The 17149-nt window shown below is 70.1% G+C and carries 15 protein-coding genes; 6 read left to right on the top strand and 9 right to left on the bottom strand.

Annotated features, from left to right (window positions below):
- Positions 1-177 precede the first annotated feature (177 nt).
- On the bottom strand, positions 178-1047 hold the full coding sequence (locus tag BTE28158_RS29580; RefSeq protein WP_151051917.1) for a helix-turn-helix transcriptional regulator: 870 nt from the start codon (positions 1045-1047) through the stop codon (positions 178-180).
- Positions 1048-1141: 94 nt separating this feature from the next.
- Between BTE28158_RS29580 and BTE28158_RS29575 the strand changes: the two genes are divergently transcribed.
- Positions 1142-2035, top strand: a complete 894-nt coding sequence (locus BTE28158_RS29575; RefSeq protein ID WP_151051915.1) for an SDR family oxidoreductase — start codon at positions 1142-1144, stop codon at positions 2033-2035.
- Positions 2036-2400: 365 nt separating this feature from the next.
- On the opposite strand, the gene BTE28158_RS29570 is transcribed toward BTE28158_RS29575, so the two are convergent.
- The 3 genes from BTE28158_RS29570 to BTE28158_RS29560 all read right to left on the bottom strand — a co-directional run bounded on the left by BTE28158_RS29570 (position 2401) and on the right by BTE28158_RS29560 (position 4978).
- Complete coding sequence (locus BTE28158_RS29570) at positions 2401-3777, bottom strand: FAD-containing oxidoreductase (RefSeq protein ID WP_151051913.1); 1377 nt, start codon at positions 3775-3777, stop codon at positions 2401-2403.
- A gap of 161 nt (positions 3778-3938) precedes the next feature.
- Positions 3939-4514, bottom strand: a complete 576-nt coding sequence (locus tag BTE28158_RS29565) for a hypothetical protein (RefSeq protein ID WP_124620903.1) — start codon at positions 4512-4514, stop codon at positions 3939-3941.
- Complete coding sequence (locus tag BTE28158_RS29560; RefSeq protein WP_151051912.1) at positions 4514-4978, bottom strand: GNAT family N-acetyltransferase; 465 nt, start codon at positions 4976-4978, stop codon at positions 4514-4516. The genes BTE28158_RS29565 and BTE28158_RS29560 overlap by 1 nt, the downstream gene beginning before the upstream one ends.
- 152 nt (positions 4979-5130) lie before the next feature.
- Between BTE28158_RS29560 and BTE28158_RS29555 the strand changes: the two genes are divergently transcribed.
- Positions 5131-5769: a LysE family translocator gene (locus BTE28158_RS29555; RefSeq protein ID WP_059601350.1), complete on the top strand. Its 639-nt coding sequence runs from the start codon at positions 5131-5133 to the stop codon at positions 5767-5769.
- A 139-nt stretch (positions 5770-5908) separates the two neighbouring features.
- On the opposite strand, the gene BTE28158_RS29550 is transcribed toward BTE28158_RS29555, so the two are convergent.
- Positions 5909-7120 (bottom strand): DUF1444 domain-containing protein, encoded by a 1212-nt coding sequence (locus BTE28158_RS29550; RefSeq protein ID WP_124620907.1) that lies wholly within the window; start codon positions 7118-7120, stop codon positions 5909-5911.
- Between the two features lie 460 nt (positions 7121-7580).
- Here BTE28158_RS29550 and BTE28158_RS29545 point away from each other — a divergent pair, with 460 nt between their 5' ends.
- Genes BTE28158_RS29545 through BTE28158_RS29530 form a run of 4 tightly spaced genes read left to right on the top strand, consistent with a single transcriptional unit; the run spans position 7581 to position 12422 of the window.
- Positions 7581-8324, top strand: a complete 744-nt coding sequence (locus tag BTE28158_RS29545) for a DUF3348 domain-containing protein (RefSeq protein WP_124620909.1) — start codon at positions 7581-7583, stop codon at positions 8322-8324.
- A gap of 10 nt (positions 8325-8334) precedes the next feature.
- Complete coding sequence (locus tag BTE28158_RS29540; protein WP_151048400.1) at positions 8335-11142, top strand: DUF802 domain-containing protein; 2808 nt, start codon at positions 8335-8337, stop codon at positions 11140-11142.
- A gap of 3 nt (positions 11143-11145) precedes the next feature.
- Entirely contained in the window at positions 11146-11790 is a 645-nt protein-coding gene (locus BTE28158_RS29535) for an OmpA family protein (protein ID WP_059601358.1), read from the top strand.
- Positions 11787-12422, top strand: coding sequence for a DUF2894 domain-containing protein (locus BTE28158_RS29530; protein ID WP_151048401.1), 636 nt, complete (start codon positions 11787-11789; stop codon positions 12420-12422). The genes BTE28158_RS29535 and BTE28158_RS29530 overlap by 4 nt, the downstream gene beginning before the upstream one ends.
- Before the next feature lie 29 nt (positions 12423-12451).
- Here BTE28158_RS29530 and BTE28158_RS29525 read toward each other — a convergent pair whose 3' ends face one another.
- The 4 genes from BTE28158_RS29525 to BTE28158_RS29510 all read right to left on the bottom strand — a co-directional run.
- Positions 12452-13024 (bottom strand): NADPH-dependent FMN reductase, encoded by a 573-nt coding sequence (locus BTE28158_RS29525; RefSeq protein WP_151048402.1) that lies wholly within the window; start codon positions 13022-13024, stop codon positions 12452-12454.
- A 54-nt stretch (positions 13025-13078) separates the two neighbouring features.
- Positions 13079-13756: a histone acetyltransferase gene (locus tag BTE28158_RS29520; RefSeq protein ID WP_174920232.1), complete on the bottom strand. Its 678-nt coding sequence runs from the start codon at positions 13754-13756 to the stop codon at positions 13079-13081.
- Between the two features lie 525 nt (positions 13757-14281).
- Positions 14282-15565 carry an isoprenylcysteine carboxylmethyltransferase family protein gene (locus BTE28158_RS29515; protein WP_124620919.1) on the bottom strand — a complete coding sequence of 428 codons (1284 nt, stop codon included), beginning with the start codon at positions 15563-15565 and terminating at the stop codon, positions 14282-14284.
- Positions 15566-15685: 120 nt separating this feature from the next.
- Positions 15686-17149 (bottom strand): collagen-like triple helix repeat-containing protein (locus BTE28158_RS29510; RefSeq protein ID WP_254597375.1); only part of this gene is annotated, 1464 nt, incomplete at its 5' end.

The following is a 17149-nucleotide window of genomic DNA, read 5'->3' as shown; positions in this document are numbered from 1 at the left end:
AGGCGTGCTTACCCAGGTGAAAATTAAATATTCGACTGGGTGTCAGTGCGGAATGTGATGGCGGGGCGCGGCGTGACGGGGCCCGATGGGCGACGCCGTCGGGGCGGGCGGCGTGGCCGTTTCGGGCGCGGCGCCGGGTGCGAATCCGGGAGCGGCTCCGGGCGCAGATTCGACACGCTAGGCGGCCGGCACGTGCGGTCCGTCGTCCCGTTCGCGGGCCTTTTCACGCGCGGCGACGAGTGTCCGGATGCGCGCACGATCGGCCGGCGTCGCCGGCGTGAAGATCACGAGACTCAGGTCCGGGCGGCCGGTCACCGAGAACGCCGAGTATTCGAGCGCGATCCGGCCGGCTCGCGGGTGACGAATCTCCTTCGTCCCTTCGTCATGCGAATGAATGTCGTGGTCGCGCCACATCGCGTCGAACTCGGCGCTCGTCGCGCGCATCTCGTCGACGAACGTCTGCACGGCCTGCGTCGCCCCGCCGCGCGCGATGTCGGCGCGAAACGCGCCCACCGCGAACCGCGCGACGCGTTCCCAGTTCTGCTGCGCGTAGCGCACCCCGGCATCGACGAAGATCAGCCGCAGGATGTTGCGCGCGGGCGGCAGCAGCGTCGCATAGTCGGTCAGCGTCGCGGCGGCCGCGTCGTTCCACGCGACGACGTCCCACGTCGCCGTGCGCACGATCGCGGGGCTGGCGTCGAGCGAATCGAGCACGTGCTGCAGGCGCGGCGTGACATCGCTGCTCGCGTGATACCGCACCTCGGGCGGATGGCCGAGGCCGATCAGGAACAGATGCTCGCGTTCGGCGTCGTTGAGCAGCAGCGCGCGGGCGAGCCGGTCGAGCACGTCGGCCGACGGCGCGCCGCCGCGGCCCTGTTCGAGCCACGTGTACCACGCGGCGCTCACGTGCGCGCGCTGCGCGACTTCCTCGCGCCGCAGGCCCGGCGTGCGGCGGCGCGCGACGGGCAGCCCGAGCGCGGCCGGATCGAGTTTCTCGCGGCGGTCCCGAAGGTACGCGCCGAGCAGGTTGTCGGATGCGTCAGCCATAGCCTGTTAGTTCGTTTACCGGTAAACCGTCACGTCTTCACCGCGCGCGACGGTCGACAGATAGTAAGCCTCTCGTTCATTCGGAGGTGTCGAAATGCGTGTCTTTGTTACGGGAGCGTCGGGCTTCGTCGGCTCCGCGGTCGTTGCCGAACTCGTGGCCGCCGGGCATGCGGTGCTCGGTCTCGCGCGGTCCGACGCGGCCGCCGCGGCGGTCGCGGCCGCGGGCGCCGATGTCCATCGCGGGTCGCTGGAGGATCTCGACAGCCTGACGCGCGGTGCCGAGGCCGTCGACGCGGTGATCCACACGGGATTCAATCACGACTTCTCGCGCTTCGCGGAAAACTGCGAGCTCGACCGCCGCGCGATCGAGACGATCGGTGCGGTGCTCGCGGGGTCGGCGCGGCCGCTGGTCGTCACGTCGGGCCTCGCGCTCGTCGCACCCGGCCGCGCGGCGACGGAGGACGATCCACATGTGCCGGTGTCGGCGACCTATCCGCGCGCGTCGGAAGCGACGGCGGCGGCGCTGGACGCGCGCGGCGTATGCGCGTCGGTCGTGCGCCTGCCGCCGTCCGTGCACGGCGACGGCGATCATGGCTTCGTGCCGCGCCTGATCGCGTTCGCGAGGGAGAAGGGCGCCTCGGCGTATCTCGGCGATGGCGGCAACCGCTGGCCGGCCGTGCACCGGCTCGATGCGGCGCGCGTGTACCGGCTCGCGGTCGAACGCGGCGCGCCCGGCGCGCGCTATCACGCGGTCGACGATACGGGCGTGCCGTTCCGCGAGATCGCGGAGGTGATCGGCCGCCGGCTGAACGTGCCGGTCGTGTCGAAATCGGCCGCGCAAGCCGGCGAGCACTTCGGCTGGTTCGCGATGTTCGCTGGAATGGATGCGCCCGCAACGAGCGAGCGCACGCGGGCGTCGCTCGACTGGGCGCCGGTGCAGCCGGGGTTGCTGGCCGACATCGACCGGCCGCGGTACTTCGAGACCTGATGCGCGAATGCGCGAGGCGTGCCGTCGTTACCGACCGGCACGCCCGGCGCCGCAACGTTCAGACGGTCACGACGATTCTGCCGACCCGCGCGCCGGCTTCCATGCGCCGACGGGCCTGGGCTATGTCGTCGAACGCGAACGACCCTCTTCGCACACGGTTCGACGCCGGGGCGCCGCGCGCAACGCGCGCAACGCACGCAGCGCACGCAGCGCACGCAACGTACGCAACGCACGCAACGCACGCAACGCACGCAACGCAAGCAACGCAAGCAACGCAAGCAACGCAAGCAACGCAAGCAACGCAAGCAACGCAAGCGCGAACCGGACGCGCGGGATGCAGCGGATGCGCGCCCGCCGGTCGCGCCTCATTCGACCGGATGCAGGTCCTGCAGCAGCGTCGGCACGAGCTCCGACACGGTCGGGTGAATGTGCATCGCGCGGCTGATCGTCGTATACGGTGCGCCGGCGGCCATCACGTCCAGCAACCCGTGCACGACTTCGTCGCCCGTCACGCCGAGGATCGACGCGCCCAGGATCGCGTGGTTGTCCGCGTCGACGATCACCTTCATGAAGCCCTGGCTCTCGCCTTTTTCGACCGCGCGGCCGACCCGCGTCATCGGCCGCGTGCCCACCAGCAGCCGGCGGCCGGTCTGCCTCGCTTCCGCTAGCGTCATGCCGACGCGGCCGAGCGGCGGGTCGATGTACATCGCGTACGCGGTGATGCGGTCGGACACCTTGCGCGGATCGTCGTCGAGCAGGTTGGCCGCGACGATTTCGTAGTCGTTGTACGCGGTGTGCGTGAATGCGCCGCGCCCGTTGCAGTCGCCGAGCGCCCAGATGCCGGGCACGTTGGTGCGCAGCTGGTCGTCGACCGTGATGTAGCCGCGCGCGTCGACCGCGACGCCTGCCTGCTCGAGCCCGAGATCGTCGGTGTTCGGCACGCGGCCGACCGCGAGCAGCAGGTGCGAGCCCGCGACCTCGCGGCGGCCGCCCGTGCAGTCGAGGCCGACCACGACGCCGTCGCCGTCGCGCCGCGCGGTCAGGCAGTTCGCATCGAGCTGCACGTCGATGCCTTCGTTCGCGAGAATCTCGTGCACGGCCTGCGAGACGTCCTCGTCCTCGCGACGGATCAGGCGCGACCCTTTCTCGACGATCGTGACCTGCGCGCCGAAGCGGCGGTACATCTGACCGAATTCGAGCCCGACGTAGCTGCCGCCGACGATCACGAGATGCTCGGGCAGGAAGTCGACGTCCATCATCGTCGAGTTGGTCAGGTATGGCACCGAGTCGAGGCCCGGCATCGGCGGGATTTGCGCGCGCCCGCCGACGTTGATGAAGATGCGGCCGGCTTCGAGCACTTCGTCGCCGACGCGTACCGCGTTCGCCCGCTCGAATCGGGCATGACCCTGAAACACGGTGGTGTTGTCGAGCCCCCGCACCCATTGCTCGACGCCGTGGTTCGAGCGGCCGGAAATCTGGTCCTTGCGCGCCTTCACGGCCTTCATGTCGACGCTGACGGTGCCGACCGACACGCCGTATTCGGCCGCACGACGCGCAAGCTGCGCCGCGTACGCGCTCGCGATCAGCGTCTTGGTCGGAATGCAGCCGGTGTTCACGCAGGTGCCGCCGAAGCGGCCGCGCTCGACGACCGCGACTTTCATGCCGGCGCCCGCGAGCCGCGCGGCGAGCGGTGGACCGGCCTGGCCCGTGCCGATGACGATCGCGTCGAAGTGTTGCGTCATGACGTCCTCCTGCGCTGGTTCAACGTGGGAAGGGTGGCGCGCAAGACGCATGCCGCGTCGGCGCGCGCCCGAACGGCGACGAGCGCTTATGGTAGACCGGTTGGCGGGGGGAGGCGAGTTGCGTCGATGCAAGCGGCGGAGCCTCGTTCGCCCACGGTTTTTCAGTCCTTGCGCCGCCATTGGCCGAACGTCACCGGCCGGTGCGCATCGGCGCGCATGACGGTGACTTCGTCGGGCTTGTCGTCGAGCGGAAACGATTCGGTGTAGATCTCGCTGGAGAACAGCCAGCCGTGGGTGCGCGGGTCGTAGCGAAACGTCACGTAGTCGCTCCAGTGCTGCCCGCACGCGACGAAGTTCTGCACGGTGAAATAGCGGCCTTTCACCGAGAGGCCGCTGTCGGCGGCGTCTTCGGGATCGAACGGATCGCACTGGCCGCCTTCGTTCGCGCGCAGGACCACGTGGTCGTTGCGCGCGGCGAGCCGGTACGCGTGATCGGGCCGCTCCTCGAAGATCAGCAGCGGGCGGGGCGACGGCTGCCCGCGCGAATCGGCCGCGCGATGCACGACGACGAGAAAGCTGCGCCTTCCGTCGCCGAGGTCCGGCCCTGCCTGCGCGACGAACGGTTGGTAGCCGGACGGCAGTTGCGTCGCGATGGATTGCGGCAGGCCGTCGGCCCGTGCGCCGGACGACAGCGCGGCGAGCAGCGCGAGGAGGGCTCGGTGCGCGGTCGTGCCCATCACAGATCCCGCCCGAGAAACTCGGTGCCGGGCACCGGATTGAACGCAACGGGCGGTGCCGGCGTGAAGCCGAGCGAACCATACAGTTGCCTTGCGGCGACGAATTCCGGCAGCACGTCGAGACACATCCGCGCATAACCGGCCGCCTTCGCGTCGCACCGCAGCCGCTCGACGAGCTGGCGGCCGACGTTCAGCCCGCGCGCTTCGGGACGCACGTATACGCGCTTCATCTCGCACGTCGTCGCGTCGATTTCGCGAAACGCCGCGCAGCCGACCACGCGCCCGGCGCGCCACGCGAGCAGCAATTGCCCGCGCGGCGCCGCGTATTTGCCCGGCAGCGCGGCGAGTTCGGGCTCATAGTCCTGGAACGCGAGGCTGACCGTGGGGCTCGCGATGTACTCGCGGAATATCGCTTCCACGACGGCGGCATCGTCGGGATAGCGGGCGGCGCGAATCTCGATCATGGGGGCGTGGCGCGATGGCGGGAACGGCACCCAGCATAGCAGTGCGCGGATGCTTCCGGCGGCCCGCGAAGCGTGCCAGAATCGTCGACTTCACCGTCGGGAATCGACACGCAGGCGCCGGCGCTTCGGCGTCGCTGATCAAGGAGACTTCGATGACTGCATCGGCTGCCGTACTCGCCATTCTGGCCGCGCTGTGGCTTGGCGCGATGATTCCGGGCCCGAGTTTCGTGCTGGTCGCCCGCAATTCGATCGGGCTGTCGCGCCGCGACGGGCTGGCGACCGCGCTCGGCATGGGCGTCGGCGGGATCGCGTTCGGCGGCGTCGCGCTGGCCGGGCTCTACACGCTGCTGCAGGCCGTCGAATGGCTGTACGTGGGACTCAAGCTGGCGGGCGGCGCCTACCTGATCTACATGGCGTCGAAGATCTGGCGCGGCGCCGACAGGCCGATCGCGATGGAAGATGCGCAGGCCGTCGTCGCCGGCAGCGCGCGCAAGTCGTTCTGGATCGGCCTCACGACCCAGCTCAGCAACCCGAAGACGGCAATCTGGTACGGCAGCATCTTCGCGGCGCTGTTGCCGCAGCATCCGCCGCTCTGGTGCTACCTGGCGCTGCCGCCGCTCGTGTTCGGCGTCGAATTCGGCTGGTACACGATCGTCGCGCTGTGCTTCTCGACCCGCCGGCCGCGCGAACTCTACCTGCGCGCGAAGAAGTGGGTCGACCGCGTCGCGGCCGGCGCGATCACGCTGCTCGGCCTGCGGCTGATCCTGAACGCGCCGAAGGCGGGGATCTGACGGCAGGCGGTGTCGCCGGGGGGCGCGCCGCCGTTGCATTCCTGACAGGCATGCCGCCACGGCCGCTCATTCCGGCACATGGCGTGGCGGGCGCAGCCACGGCCCCGAATCACCGCGCCCTGCGCGCGCCAAGCGCGCGTCACACCGCCGGAAATCGTTCGAGCAGCGCCGCGAACCGCGCGTCATCCGGAAACGCCGTCACTTCATACCGCACCGGCCGGTGCGCGGTGGCCGTCATCAGGTCGCCGCATGCGTCCCGCAGCGCGGCCATCGGCACGTGGGCCGACTGCCGCGTCGCTTCACGATAGAGCACGACGATGTCCGTCTCGGGCAGCAGCGTCGGCACGCCGTCGCTCCACACGCCGACGCTGAACAGCTCGCCGTTCTGCCGCCGGTACACGGTGTACGACGCCACGAAGACGTCGGTGCCGTCCCGCTTGTGCAGATCGTCCAGCAGCGTCCGCTGATCCTGATAGTCGCCCGCGAGTTCGTCCACGCGCAGCGCGTGCAGCTTCGCTTCCAGCCCTGCCGGGACGAAATTCCGCCACGCGGCGCCGTCCCAGCGCAGCATCAGCGGCGGCAGGGGACGCGGCTGCGCGCGCGCCTGTTCCGCGAGTTCGACCATCGTCGCGAGCCCGGCCGCGTTGCGGTCGCCGGTGAGCAGCAGCACGGCCCGGTTCGGCGCCATCACCACCGGCGCGCCGGAGATCGGCTGGCGGTGCAGCAAGTCGGTCAGCAAGAGCCGCGCCGCGTCGTAGTAGTCGCCGAACTGCGAAACGAACACGCCGTCGCGCAACGCGGCCCACGGCGCCGACGACGCACCGCGCAGGTTGTCGATCGCGATGTCGCATGCGTCGTCGAAGCTGACACCCCATTCGGCGAGCCGCGCGCTCGTCAGCCGCGCGACGCTGAATTCGCCGTCGTACGCGATGCCGATCTCGAGGTTCTCGCACAGCGTCCGGAACGCGACTTCCGACGCGGCGGGCTGTCCGGCGAGCTGCAGCGCGACCGTGCCGCGCTCGGTCGCGCTGCGGATCACGGGGCGCAGCCGTGCGCGGACGTCCGCGAAGTTCGCCGGAATCTCGTGCTGCATCATCGCGCTCGCCTGGCGCTGCAGCGTCGCTTCGCGCTCGGCCGGCTTCGCGTCCGCATAGTCGCGGAACAGGTTGTGCAGGTTGATGATGTTCGACGGGACATCCGCTTGCACGAGACGGCCCTTGTCGTCCTCGTGAAGCCACTCGCGCGTGTCGCCGGTCGCGCGCAGCGCGGCGATCAGGCGGTCGGCGAAGTCCTGCCGGGTAGGCGGTTTGCTGAAGCGCTCGCGCAGGCGCGCGACGAAGTCGGAAAGCATCGTGAGCGGTCGGGCAGGCCCGTCTGTTATCAGTCGTTGTCATGGGCGGCGGCGCCGGTCTCCCGGGGCGCCGCCTGCGTCCCGCGGATATCGGCCGGATATCCATGGTGCGGGCGGCCCGCGCGCCGGCTGCAGGGCGGCGCGGGCCCGCATCGGGCGCGAATCGGGTGCGAATCGCGCGGCGGGTGTCGCGATGGTACCGCACGTCCGTGACGGAATCGTATGCGGGCGAACAGGATGTCTGGCGTGAACCGGCGCCCGCCTGGGGCTTCGGAAGGCGTCCGGATGCGTGGCCGGCGCCGCGCCGGCGCACCGGGAAACCCCGGCGATCGGCCCGCGAGCCTTGTGCTGCGGGCGTTCGCGCCGGTTGCGCGGCGTACCGGGCCGAGCCGCTTCCGCGATTCTGGCGGTCGACCTCCCGACGACGTGTAAACTGCTGCCTTTTTTGACGGTTTGCAGCATGGTGCAAGCACCCCCGCGCCCGGCACTGAGCGGCCCGACGCTCGTCCGGCTGCTCGCGCGCCTGACCGATGCCGACGTCGCGGAATCCCGGCTGACGCTGTCGGACCGCCTGAGCCAGTGGCTCGGCTGGACCGACGCGATCACGCTGTCGTCCGCGCTGAATGCGAGCCCGCCAGGCGTCGCGGCCGGCGTGCGTGGTTACGACGCGGAGCGTGACTGCGCGCGCGTGCGCCACGACCTCGCGCAGGCGATCACGGCCGCCCTCCGCCCGCGCACGCGGCGGCGTCCCGGCGAGTTGCCGCCGCCGTCCGCCGACACGGCCGACTTCGCGGATTTCCGCCAGAGCTGTCTGTCGCTCCAGCAGGAAATGGAGACCGCGATCGGCCAGTTGCGCGGCCGCTTGCGGGTCGCGGTCGCCGCGCGCTCGTCCGGGATGGCGCGGCTCGCGACGCTCGACGCGATCATGGAGCGCGTGCTCGGCGCGCGCGAGCGCAGCCTGCTGTCCGCCGTGCCCGCGCTGCTCGGTACGCGCTTCGAGCGGCTGCGCGACGCGGAACGGCAGGCACTGGCCGACGCGCAAGCGGCGGCCGATGCCGAGGGCGACGCCCCGCCCGCCGCGGCGATCGTGCCCGGCACGTGGCTCGACACGTTCCGCAACGAGATGCAAAGCATCCTGCTCGCCGAACTCGAAGTCCGGTTTCAAACGGTAGACGGGCTGCTCGCGGCCCTTCGTACCTGCTAATCCCTACGCTATGTCCAGAATTCGTCTTGATCTCGTTGTCTTCATCGCCGGTCTGCTCGCAGTGTGCTGGATCGGCATCGGCTATGTCGCGTCGAACCCGCTCGCGACGGCCGTCACCCTGCTGATCGGCGCATGCTACGTCGCCGGTGCGTGGGAACTGCGGCGCTACCGGCAGGCCACCGCCACGCTGTCGCGCGCGGTGGCCGGCCTGACCGAACCCCCGGCGACGCTCGACGCGTGGCTCGATACGCTGCCCCCGGGCCTGCGCGGTGCCGTGCGGGCACGCGTCGAAGGTGCGCGCGTCGCGCTGCCGGGCCCGTCGCTCACGCCGTATCTGGTCGGCCTGCTCGTGCTGCTCGGCATGCTCGGCACGCTGCTCGGGATGGCCGTGACGCTGAAGGGCACGGGCGCCGCGCTCGAAAGCGCGACCGACCTCGACGCGATCCGGGCTTCGCTGATCGCGCCGGTGAAGGGTCTCGGCTTCGCGTTCGGCACGTCGATCGCGGGTGTCGCGACGTCCGCGATGCTCGGGCTGCTGTCCGCGCTCGTGCGCCGCGAACGGCTCGACGCGGGCCAGCAGCTCGACGCGAAGATCGCGACGACGCTGCGCGTGCATTCGTCCGCGCACCAGCGCGACGAATCGTTCCGGCTGCTGCAGCGCCAGGCCGACGTGATGCCGGCGCTGGTCGACCGGTTGCAGACGATGATGACGACGCTCGAGGCGCGCAGCGTCGCGCTGCACGATCGCCAGATCGAAAGTCAGCAGACGTTCTTCGATCGGACCGAGCGCGCGTATGCCGGCCTGGCATCGAACGTCGGCGACGCACTGAAGGAAAGCGCCGCCGAGAGCGCGCGCGTGGCCGGGGCCGCGCTGCAGCCGGTCGTCGCGGCGACGATGACGGGGCTTGCGCAGGAGATGGCCGCGCTGCGCGACACCGTGACGAGCGCGGTGCAGCGTCAGCTCGACGGGCTGACCGACGGTTTCGAGAAGACCACCGGGAACGTGACGGCCGTCTGGAACCGCGCGCTCGACGAGCAGCGCCGCGCGGGCGATGCAGTCGCGCAGCAGTTGCAGACGACGCTCGGCCAGTTCACCGACACCTTCGCGCAGCGTTCGGCAGACCTGCTCGACGGCGTCGCGACGCGCCTCGAATCGACCGAAAGCCGGCTGTCCGACGCGTGGCGCGATGCGCTCGCGCGCCAGGAACAGGTCGGCGAGACGCTGGCCGGCCAGCATGCGCACGCGCTCGGCGAAGCCGCCGCGACGTTCGAGCGGCATTCGCGCGCGGCGCTCGCCGCGATGCGCGAGTCGCATGCGGGGCTGCAAACGCAACTGGCCGCGCGCGACGAGGAACGCCTGTCTGCGTGGAATGCGTCGCTGGCCGCGATGGCAGCGAAGCTCGGCGACGAATGGCAGCGCGCGGGCGTGCACAGCGCGGGCCGTCAGCAGGAAATCTGCGATGCGCTGGCGCAAACGACGCGCGATCTCACGGCACAAGCGTCGACGTTCGAGCAACGCTCGGCCGACCTGCTCGCGACGATTCGCGAATCGCACACGGGCCTGCAAACGCAACTGGCCGCGCGTGACGAAGAACGTCTGGCGGCATGGAACGATTCGCTGGTCGCGATGGCAGCGAAGCTCGGCGACGAATGGCAGCGTGCTGGCGTGCACAGCGCAGGCCGCCAGCAGGAAATCTGTGATGCGCTCGCACAAACGACGCGCGATCTCACGGCACAAGCGTCGACGTTCGAACAACGCTCGACCGACCTGCTGTCGACGATTCGCGAAGCGCACACGGGCCTGCAAACGCAACTGGCCGCGCGTGACGAAGAGCGTCTGGCGGCATGGAACGATTCGCTGGCCGCGATGGCAGCGAAGCTCGGCGACGAATGGCAGCGTGCGGGTGTGCATAGTGCAGGCCGCCAGCAGGAAATCTGTGATGCGCTCGCACAAACGACGCGCGATCTCACGGCACAAGCGTCGACGTTCGAGCAACGCTCGGCCGACCTGCTGTCGACGATTCGCGAATCGCACGCGAGCCTGCAAACGCAGCTGGCCGCACGCGACGAAGCACGTCTGGCGGCATGGAACGACTCGCTGGCCGCGATGGCCGCCACGCTGCGCGACGAATGGGCGCAGACGAGCGCACAGGCCGCGGCGCGCCAGCAGGACATCTGCGACACGCTGACCCGCACCGCGAACGACATCACCGCCCAGGCGCAGGTGCACGCGAGCGACACGATCAACGAAATTTCGCGCCTCGTGCAGGCCGCGTCGGAAGCGCCGAAGGCCGCGGCCGACGTCGTCGCCGAACTGCGCCAGCGCCTGTCCGACAGCATGGTGCGCGACACCGCGATGCTCGACGAGCGCAGCCGCCTGCTCGCGACGCTCGAGACGCTGCTCGGCGCGGTCAACCACGCGTCGACCGAACAGCGCACCGCGATCGACGCGCTCGTCAGCACGTCGGCCGACCTGCTCGACCGCGTCGGCGCGCGCTTCAACGACACCGTCGATGCCGAAACGCGCAAGCTCGATTCGGTGGCCGCACAGGTCACGGCGGGGGCGGTCGAGGTCGCGAGCCTCGGCGATGCGTTCGGTGCGGCCGTGCAGGTGTTCGGCGAATCGAACGACAAGCTGCTGAACCACCTGCAGCGCATCGAGGCCGCGCTCGAGAAATCGCTCGCGCGCAGCGACGAGCAGCTCGAGTATTACGTCGCGCAGGCGCGCGAGGTGATCGACCTGAGCATGATGTCGCAGAAGCAGATCGTCGAGGACCTGCAGCAGATCGCCGGTCGGCGGGCATCGGTCGGAGCGTAACGCATGCACGACGAAATCGACGACGGCGCGCCGTCCGCGCCGGTGTGGCCCGCGTTCGCCGACCTGATGTCGGTGCTGCTCGGCGCATTCGTGCTCGTCCTCGTCGGCGTGATCGGCATGCAGCTGCAGCTCACGTCGAAGCTCGAGGAAGCCGTGCGTGCGCGCCAGCAGGAGGCGCAGCAGCGCAAATCGCTCGAGGAAGCGCTCGCCGGGCCGCTCGCGGCCGGCCGCGTGACGCTCGTGAACGGTCGGATCGGCATCAGCGGCAGCGTGCTGTTCGCGCTGAATTCCGACCAGCTGCAGCCCGAGGGCCGCGATCTGCTGAAGACGCTCGCCACGCCGCTGGCCGCGTACCTGAAGACGCGCGACGAGATCCTGATGATCAGCGGCTTCGCCGACGACCAGCAGGTGCGCGCCGGCAACCGCCAGTTCGCGGACAACTGGGAACTGTCGGCCAAGCGCGCGCTGACGGTCACGCGTGCACTGATCGACGCCGGCGTGCCGGCGCCGTCGGTGTTTGCGGCTGCGTTCGGCTCCGAGCAGCCGGTCAGTTCGAATGCGGACGATGAAGGCCGCGCGAAGAACCGCCGCGTGGAGATCGCGCCGGTGCCGCGCAAGACCGCATCGAACGGAGGGCGGGCGAAGTGACGGACGACGCGACGCACGTGCGCGCGACGCTCGACGCGTGGCGCGAGCAGGGCGCCGACCGGCTCGATCCGGTGCGCTTTCATCGGCTCGACGCGCTGGAGAGACGCGCGGCCGCGCTCGACGGCGACGCGCGCGCCCTGCTCGATGCACGGCTCGCGACGCTGCTGGAAGCGTTTGCGGAGATTGTCTCGCGAGCCGGCGAAACGTCAGCCGCGAGCGGGACGGCGCAAGCAACCGCACCGGCGCCCGCGCGCAGCCTGCTCGGCGGGCTCGTCGAGCAGCTCGCGCGCGATGCGCAGGCCGACAGGCGCGGGATCGATCCCGCGCTGATCGATTACTTCCGCACGATGTGGTCGAAGGTCCGCACCGAACAGCAGTATCGCCAGTCGCTCGACCAGGTGCCGCGCAACGCGGGACCGCTCAATTCGAACAGCCTCGTGCATCGGTCGCTCGCGACGATGCGCGAGTTGTCGCCGGAATACCTGCAGCAATTCCTGTCGTACATCGATGCGCTGGCGTGGCTCGAGGATCTCGCCGGCGGCGGCGCGCAGCTCGAGAAGGAAGCGCCGCGCGCGAAGGCCGCGAAGCCGGCGAAACCCGCGAGGAAGACCACGCGCACCAAGGCGCGATAACACACGCTTTCAGCCACGTCGGTCGTCGCCTAGCGACCCGGCGACTGCGCGTCGATCGCCGCGCGCAGTGCATGCAACGCGTCGGTCAGCGCCGACGCGAACGGCGGATGCGCGGCGATGCCCGCAGCGTCGAGCTGGCTGCCGAGGATCGGCAGCGTGATCGACGCGCGCTCGACGATGCGCGCCGACATGACGAACAGCGTTTCGCGCAGCGCCGCGTCCGCATGCGTCGCGCGCGGCGACGCGTTCAATACCGCGACCGGCTTGTACACCACGGCTTCGCATCCCACGACCCAGTCCAGCGCGTTCTTCATCACGCTCGTCATGCCGTGCGCGTATTCCGGGCTCGCGATCAGCACGCCGTCCGCGGCGTTCAGCCGCTCGATCAGGTCGCGCACCGCGGCCGGCGATGGATATTCGGTATCGGGATTGAACAGCGGAAACTCGCCGAGACGATCGAAACGCGTGATGCGCATCCCGCGCGGCGCGACGCGTGCGGCTGCATCCAGCAGCGCCGCGTTGTACGACTGCGCGCGAAGGCTGCCGCACAGCGCGACGATGTCGATGCGGCGCTCGGAATCGGCTCGGGGTTCGGTGGCCATCGAGGAGCGTAGGGAATGGTGGCTTGCGCGGCGACGCCGCGCGGATCCGACGGATTATCGCATCGGTGCGTGAGCGACGTGGCGCGCGTTCGCGACGCGGCGCAGGTGCTGCCATTCACGATCTTCCTGCGGAAACTTCACGTCCTGACACGCCGCGGCGAGCGTATCGATCATCCCGGTTGCGCGTGCCAGGTCGCCAAGTGTCCATCCGTTGCCGAGCAACAGCCGGCGCGTATGCAGCGCACCGTACACGTCGTCCGCGACGGCTTCGCCGAGATAGCGCAGCGCGCGGCCTTCGACGTCGACGAAGCCGTGCCGGTAGTCGTGCGCGAGCGCGGTCCACAACTGCGCCGCGCCGATCGACTGACGTGCGCCGCTGATCAGGCACAGGCCCGCGTCGAGCCCCCATCGATACAGCGTCGTCGCGAGCCCCTTGCGTTGCGCGGACCCGCGCAGCCGCGTATGCGGCGCGCGCAGGTAGCGGTCCGCGCGGCGCGGCAGTTCGGGGAGCCGGTTGAAGATCGTGTAGCCGGCGAGCTGCCGGGCCGACGGATCCTCGACGTAAAGGAAGTATTCGCCGTCGGCCTCGCGGTGGCGGACGACCAGGCCCGAGTCGCCGAGCGCGACGGCCGGCAGGCCGTGCAGGCGATGGCCCGGCTGGTGCAGACGCGCGTAGAGCGTGTCGAGTTCATCGTCGATGTCGTGCTGGGAATGCTGTACGTCGATACGCATGGCAAAAGGCGCCCGTCCCGGGCGCATCGGGAAAGAGGTTCATTGCAATGGGAAAGGAAATGGCAGCGGCCCCCGGGCTCGGCGAGCGAGCCGGGGCCGCGAATCAGCTGGGGATGTGCTGGAAACCGGCGGCGATCGCGGCGAGGCCCGCGATGCAGAGTGCGAACAGGATCAGGACTTTGTGGATCACGCCTCTCTCCTCATGAACGCGCGGCGCCGAAGGGCGGTGCCGCGGAGACGGTGACAGCGGGCATGGCCCGCGCGCAGACGGTCAGCACCATACGCGACGGGCACAGGGCGGGCAACCGGACTGCGGGAGAAAAGCGACGAAACGCGGGGAATCGGGGTGTTTCGCGACAATTGGTCGCAAGGGGGGCCTCGGTGCGGTCCTGACCTTGCGCGTCGCCGTTCGGCTTCAGGTGTATCCGCTCAGGAACACGTGCGAAATCGCCTCATTTTTTCGCACGCGTTCCGCCGGGCTTCCATGATCGAGGCGCTCATCGAACCGATGATCGCGAGACCGCCTCACACCGCCCGCCGCCCCCCGAACGCCTGCCTGATCCGCGCGAACAGCCCATGCTGCGCGATCCACTCGGCATACGCGCGATAGTCAGGATCGCGCATCAAATGCCGCTCCTCCGTCTTCGCCCGCGTGTAGTAGATCAGGTTGACCGCGACGAGCCCCGCGCAGTGCATCAGCCCGACCTGCCAGCCGAGCGGCTCGACGAACGGCACCGACACCATCCAGTACGACAGGTTCTTCGTGATGTATGCCGGATGCTTCGTGAAGCGGTACGGGCCCGACGTGATGATCCCGCGGTTCGTGAGGTTCGAGAACCGCAATCCGAACGAGATCGTCGATAGCGCATAGGTCATCAGCAGCAGGATGATCACCGCACCCCAGATCACGCGCAGCGTCGGCGCGGACAGCAGCCAGTTGTCCCAGAACAGCGAACCTTCGTAGCGGATGTAGTTGTTCGAGATCAGCGACCAGAACGGCTGGTAGCACATCAGCGCGGCGACCCAGCCGAGCGTGGTCGGCTCCACGGTGCGCACGTGGCTGTCGAGGATGCGGAACGTGCACAGGTAGCCGACCGTGCCGAACATCAGGTCCATCGTGAACGACAGGTCGTACAGGAACACGAAGGTCGCGATCGTCATCGGCGCGTTCACGGCGTGCGCGAGCGACGCGCTCAGGTGATCGGCGTCCTTCGACAGGTAGACGGTCATCAGCGGCAGGAAGAACGCCTTCACGCCCCAGCCGGCGAGCATCTCGCGCACGGGCTGCCAGCTCGCGGGCTGCTCGTGACGGAACAGGAAGCGGCCCCACAGCAGGTACGCGTCGTCGGTTTCGCGCTGGTGGCGATCCATCCACGCGAAGTAGAACGGCGCGGCGACGATCACGTACGGCGCGAGCGAGCGCAGCAGCGACCAGAACGGCAGGTAGAACGCGCCGTGATATTCGGGCAGGAGCCAGTAGATGACACCGATGCCTGCGTAGATCGACGTCAGCGCGCCGAGCCGCGTCGCGACACGGGCGAGCCCGAGCGGGCGCACGGCCTGCCGCGACAGTCCCGCGCTCGGGCGCAGGTAGACGCGCGAGATGAAGATTTCGTGCAGCGCGATCGTGCCGATGATCGCGAGGCTCGCGATGACCGCACGGGTGGCCGCGTCGAGGCCCGGCTGGTCGCGCGTTGTCCACAGCGCGAACAGGCCGGCCGCGATGCCGAGCAGGCCCGCGCGGAATGGCGTGGCGGAACGGGGCGGGCGGTCCTGGACCGCAGCGATGCCGTCGATGGTGGAGTTCATGATCGGATCCTCGTCGGGATGACGGCCGGCGCCCCCGCTTGGCGGGTGACGCCGGCCATCGGCCGGGCTTTGGTTTGGTATCTGCCCGGCCATTGGCCTGTGGTTCTGATACGTGCAGCGTTACTTCTTGGGGGTGGTGCCGCCGAGCAGACCGCCGAGCAGGTTCGTCACCGGCGCCAGCAGGTTGGTCGCGCCAGCCGTGCTGCCGCCGTTCGAACTGCCGGTCAGGCCGGCCGTGACGGTGCCGCTGCCGGACGGCGTCGTCACCGTGCCCGCCGCGCCGCTCGGGCTGGCCGTGCCGACTGCGCCGAGCGTGCCGGCTGCAGAGGTCAGCGAACCCGTCAGCGTGCCGACCGGGCCGTTCGTCAACGCACCGCCGAGGTTGCCGGTCAGGCTGCCGCCCGGCGTCGTGACCGTGCCGGTGAGGCTTGCGCCGAGCGGCGTCAGCGAGTTGACGAGGCCGGTGATCGGCGCGAGCAGGCCGCCGACGCCCGAGCCGCTGGTGCCGCTGGTGCCGCTGGTACCGCCCGTGCCGCTCGAACCGAGGCCGCCGAGCGCGCCCGTCACCGAGCCGAGCAGGCCGGTGATCGGCGCGAGCGGGCCGCCGCTGGTGCCGCTGGTGCCACCCGAGCCGCTCGAGCTGCTGCCGCCGCCGAGCGCACCCGTCAGCGAACCGAGCAGGCCGGTGATCGGCGCGAGCGGATTGGTGCCGCTGCTGGAGCTGCCGCCGGACAACAGGCCGCCGGCCGATGCCACAGTGTTGCCGAGCTGTGACACGCTGTTGCCGGCGCTCGTGCCGACCGGGTTGCCGGTCGCGCTGCCGATCTGCGAACCGGCGAGGCCGAGGCCGCTGCCGAGCGTGCTCAGCAGGCCGTTGAGCGGGGCGCCGAGCAGGGTGACACCGCCGAGGGTCTGCGTCGCGCCAGGCGTCGTGACGCCGCCGGTCAGCGTATTCGTGATCGGGTTGATCACGCTGCCGAGCTGCGTCTCGAGTTGCTGGACCGGCGCGCTGTTCAGCGCCGTGTTCAGCGCCGATGCGGTCGAGTTGACGGCCGTGCCGACCGTGTTGACGAGGCTGCCGACCAGGGTCGTGGCCGGCGCGAGCGGCGACAGCGGGCCGGTGCCGAGGCTCGTCACCGCGTTGCCGAGATTGTTGACCGCGCTGCCGGCGCCGGTCAGCAGACCGGTGGTCGACGTGAGCGTCGGGCCGAGCGGGTTCGGCGACACGCCGATCGAGCCGAGGCCGGCCGCGACGCCGTTTCCGAGCGACTGCACGCCGTTGCCAAGGCTGGTGACCGCGTTGCCGATGCTGGTGGCCGTCGTCGGGTTCGTGCCCGGAACTTGCACGCCGCCGATCTGCGAACCGCCGTTCGCGACCGTCGTGCCGAGTGCCGTGACGAGCGTGCCGGTTTGCTGGAGGACGTTGCCGAGCGGGGTGACGTTGGTGCCGGAGGTGCCGGAGGTGCCCGACGTGCCCGACGTGCCCGACGTGCCCGACGTGCCGGAGGTACCGGAGGTGCCCGACGTGCCGGAAGTGCCCGACGTGCCGGAGGTGCCCGACGTACCGGAGGTGCCCGACGTGCC

The organism is Burkholderia diffusa (assembly GCF_902499115.1).
Classification (GTDB): Bacteria; Pseudomonadota; Gammaproteobacteria; order Burkholderiales; family Burkholderiaceae; genus Burkholderia; species Burkholderia diffusa.
The sequence above is the reverse complement of the archived record's forward strand: the minus strand, read 5'-3'. Positions and strand labels throughout refer to the sequence as shown.

Coding starts and splice junctions, on each gene's coding strand:
- BTE28158_RS29580 (WP_151051917.1), bottom strand. CDS start 1,047: ATGGCTGACGCATCCGACAACCTGCTCGGCGCGTACCTTCGGGACCGC.
- BTE28158_RS29575 (WP_151051915.1), top strand. CDS start 1,142: ATGCGTGTCTTTGTTACGGGAGCGTCGGGCTTCGTCGGCTCCGCGGTC.
- BTE28158_RS29570 (WP_151051913.1), bottom strand. CDS start 3,777: ATGACGCAACACTTCGACGCGATCGTCATCGGCACGGGCCAGGCCGGT.
- BTE28158_RS29565 (WP_124620903.1), bottom strand. CDS start 4,514: ATGGGCACGACCGCGCACCGAGCCCTCCTCGCGCTGCTCGCCGCGCTG.
- BTE28158_RS29560 (WP_151051912.1), bottom strand. CDS start 4,978: ATGATCGAGATTCGCGCCGCCCGCTATCCCGACGATGCCGCCGTCGTG.
- BTE28158_RS29555 (WP_059601350.1), top strand. CDS start 5,131: ATGACTGCATCGGCTGCCGTACTCGCCATTCTGGCCGCGCTGTGGCTT.
- BTE28158_RS29550 (WP_124620907.1), bottom strand. CDS start 7,120: ATGCTTTCCGACTTCGTCGCGCGCCTGCGCGAGCGCTTCAGCAAACCG.
- BTE28158_RS29545 (WP_124620909.1), top strand. CDS start 7,581: ATGGTGCAAGCACCCCCGCGCCCGGCACTGAGCGGCCCGACGCTCGTC.
- BTE28158_RS29540 (WP_151048400.1), top strand. CDS start 8,335: ATGTCCAGAATTCGTCTTGATCTCGTTGTCTTCATCGCCGGTCTGCTC.
- BTE28158_RS29535 (WP_059601358.1), top strand. CDS start 11,146: ATGCACGACGAAATCGACGACGGCGCGCCGTCCGCGCCGGTGTGGCCC.
- BTE28158_RS29525 (WP_151048402.1), bottom strand. CDS start 13,024: ATGGCCACCGAACCCCGAGCCGATTCCGAGCGCCGCATCGACATCGTC.
- BTE28158_RS29520 (WP_174920232.1), bottom strand. CDS start 13,756: ATGCGTATCGACGTACAGCATTCCCAGCACGACATCGACGATGAACTC.
- BTE28158_RS29515 (WP_124620919.1), bottom strand. CDS start 15,565: ATGAACTCCACCATCGACGGCATCGCTGCGGTCCAGGACCGCCCGCCC.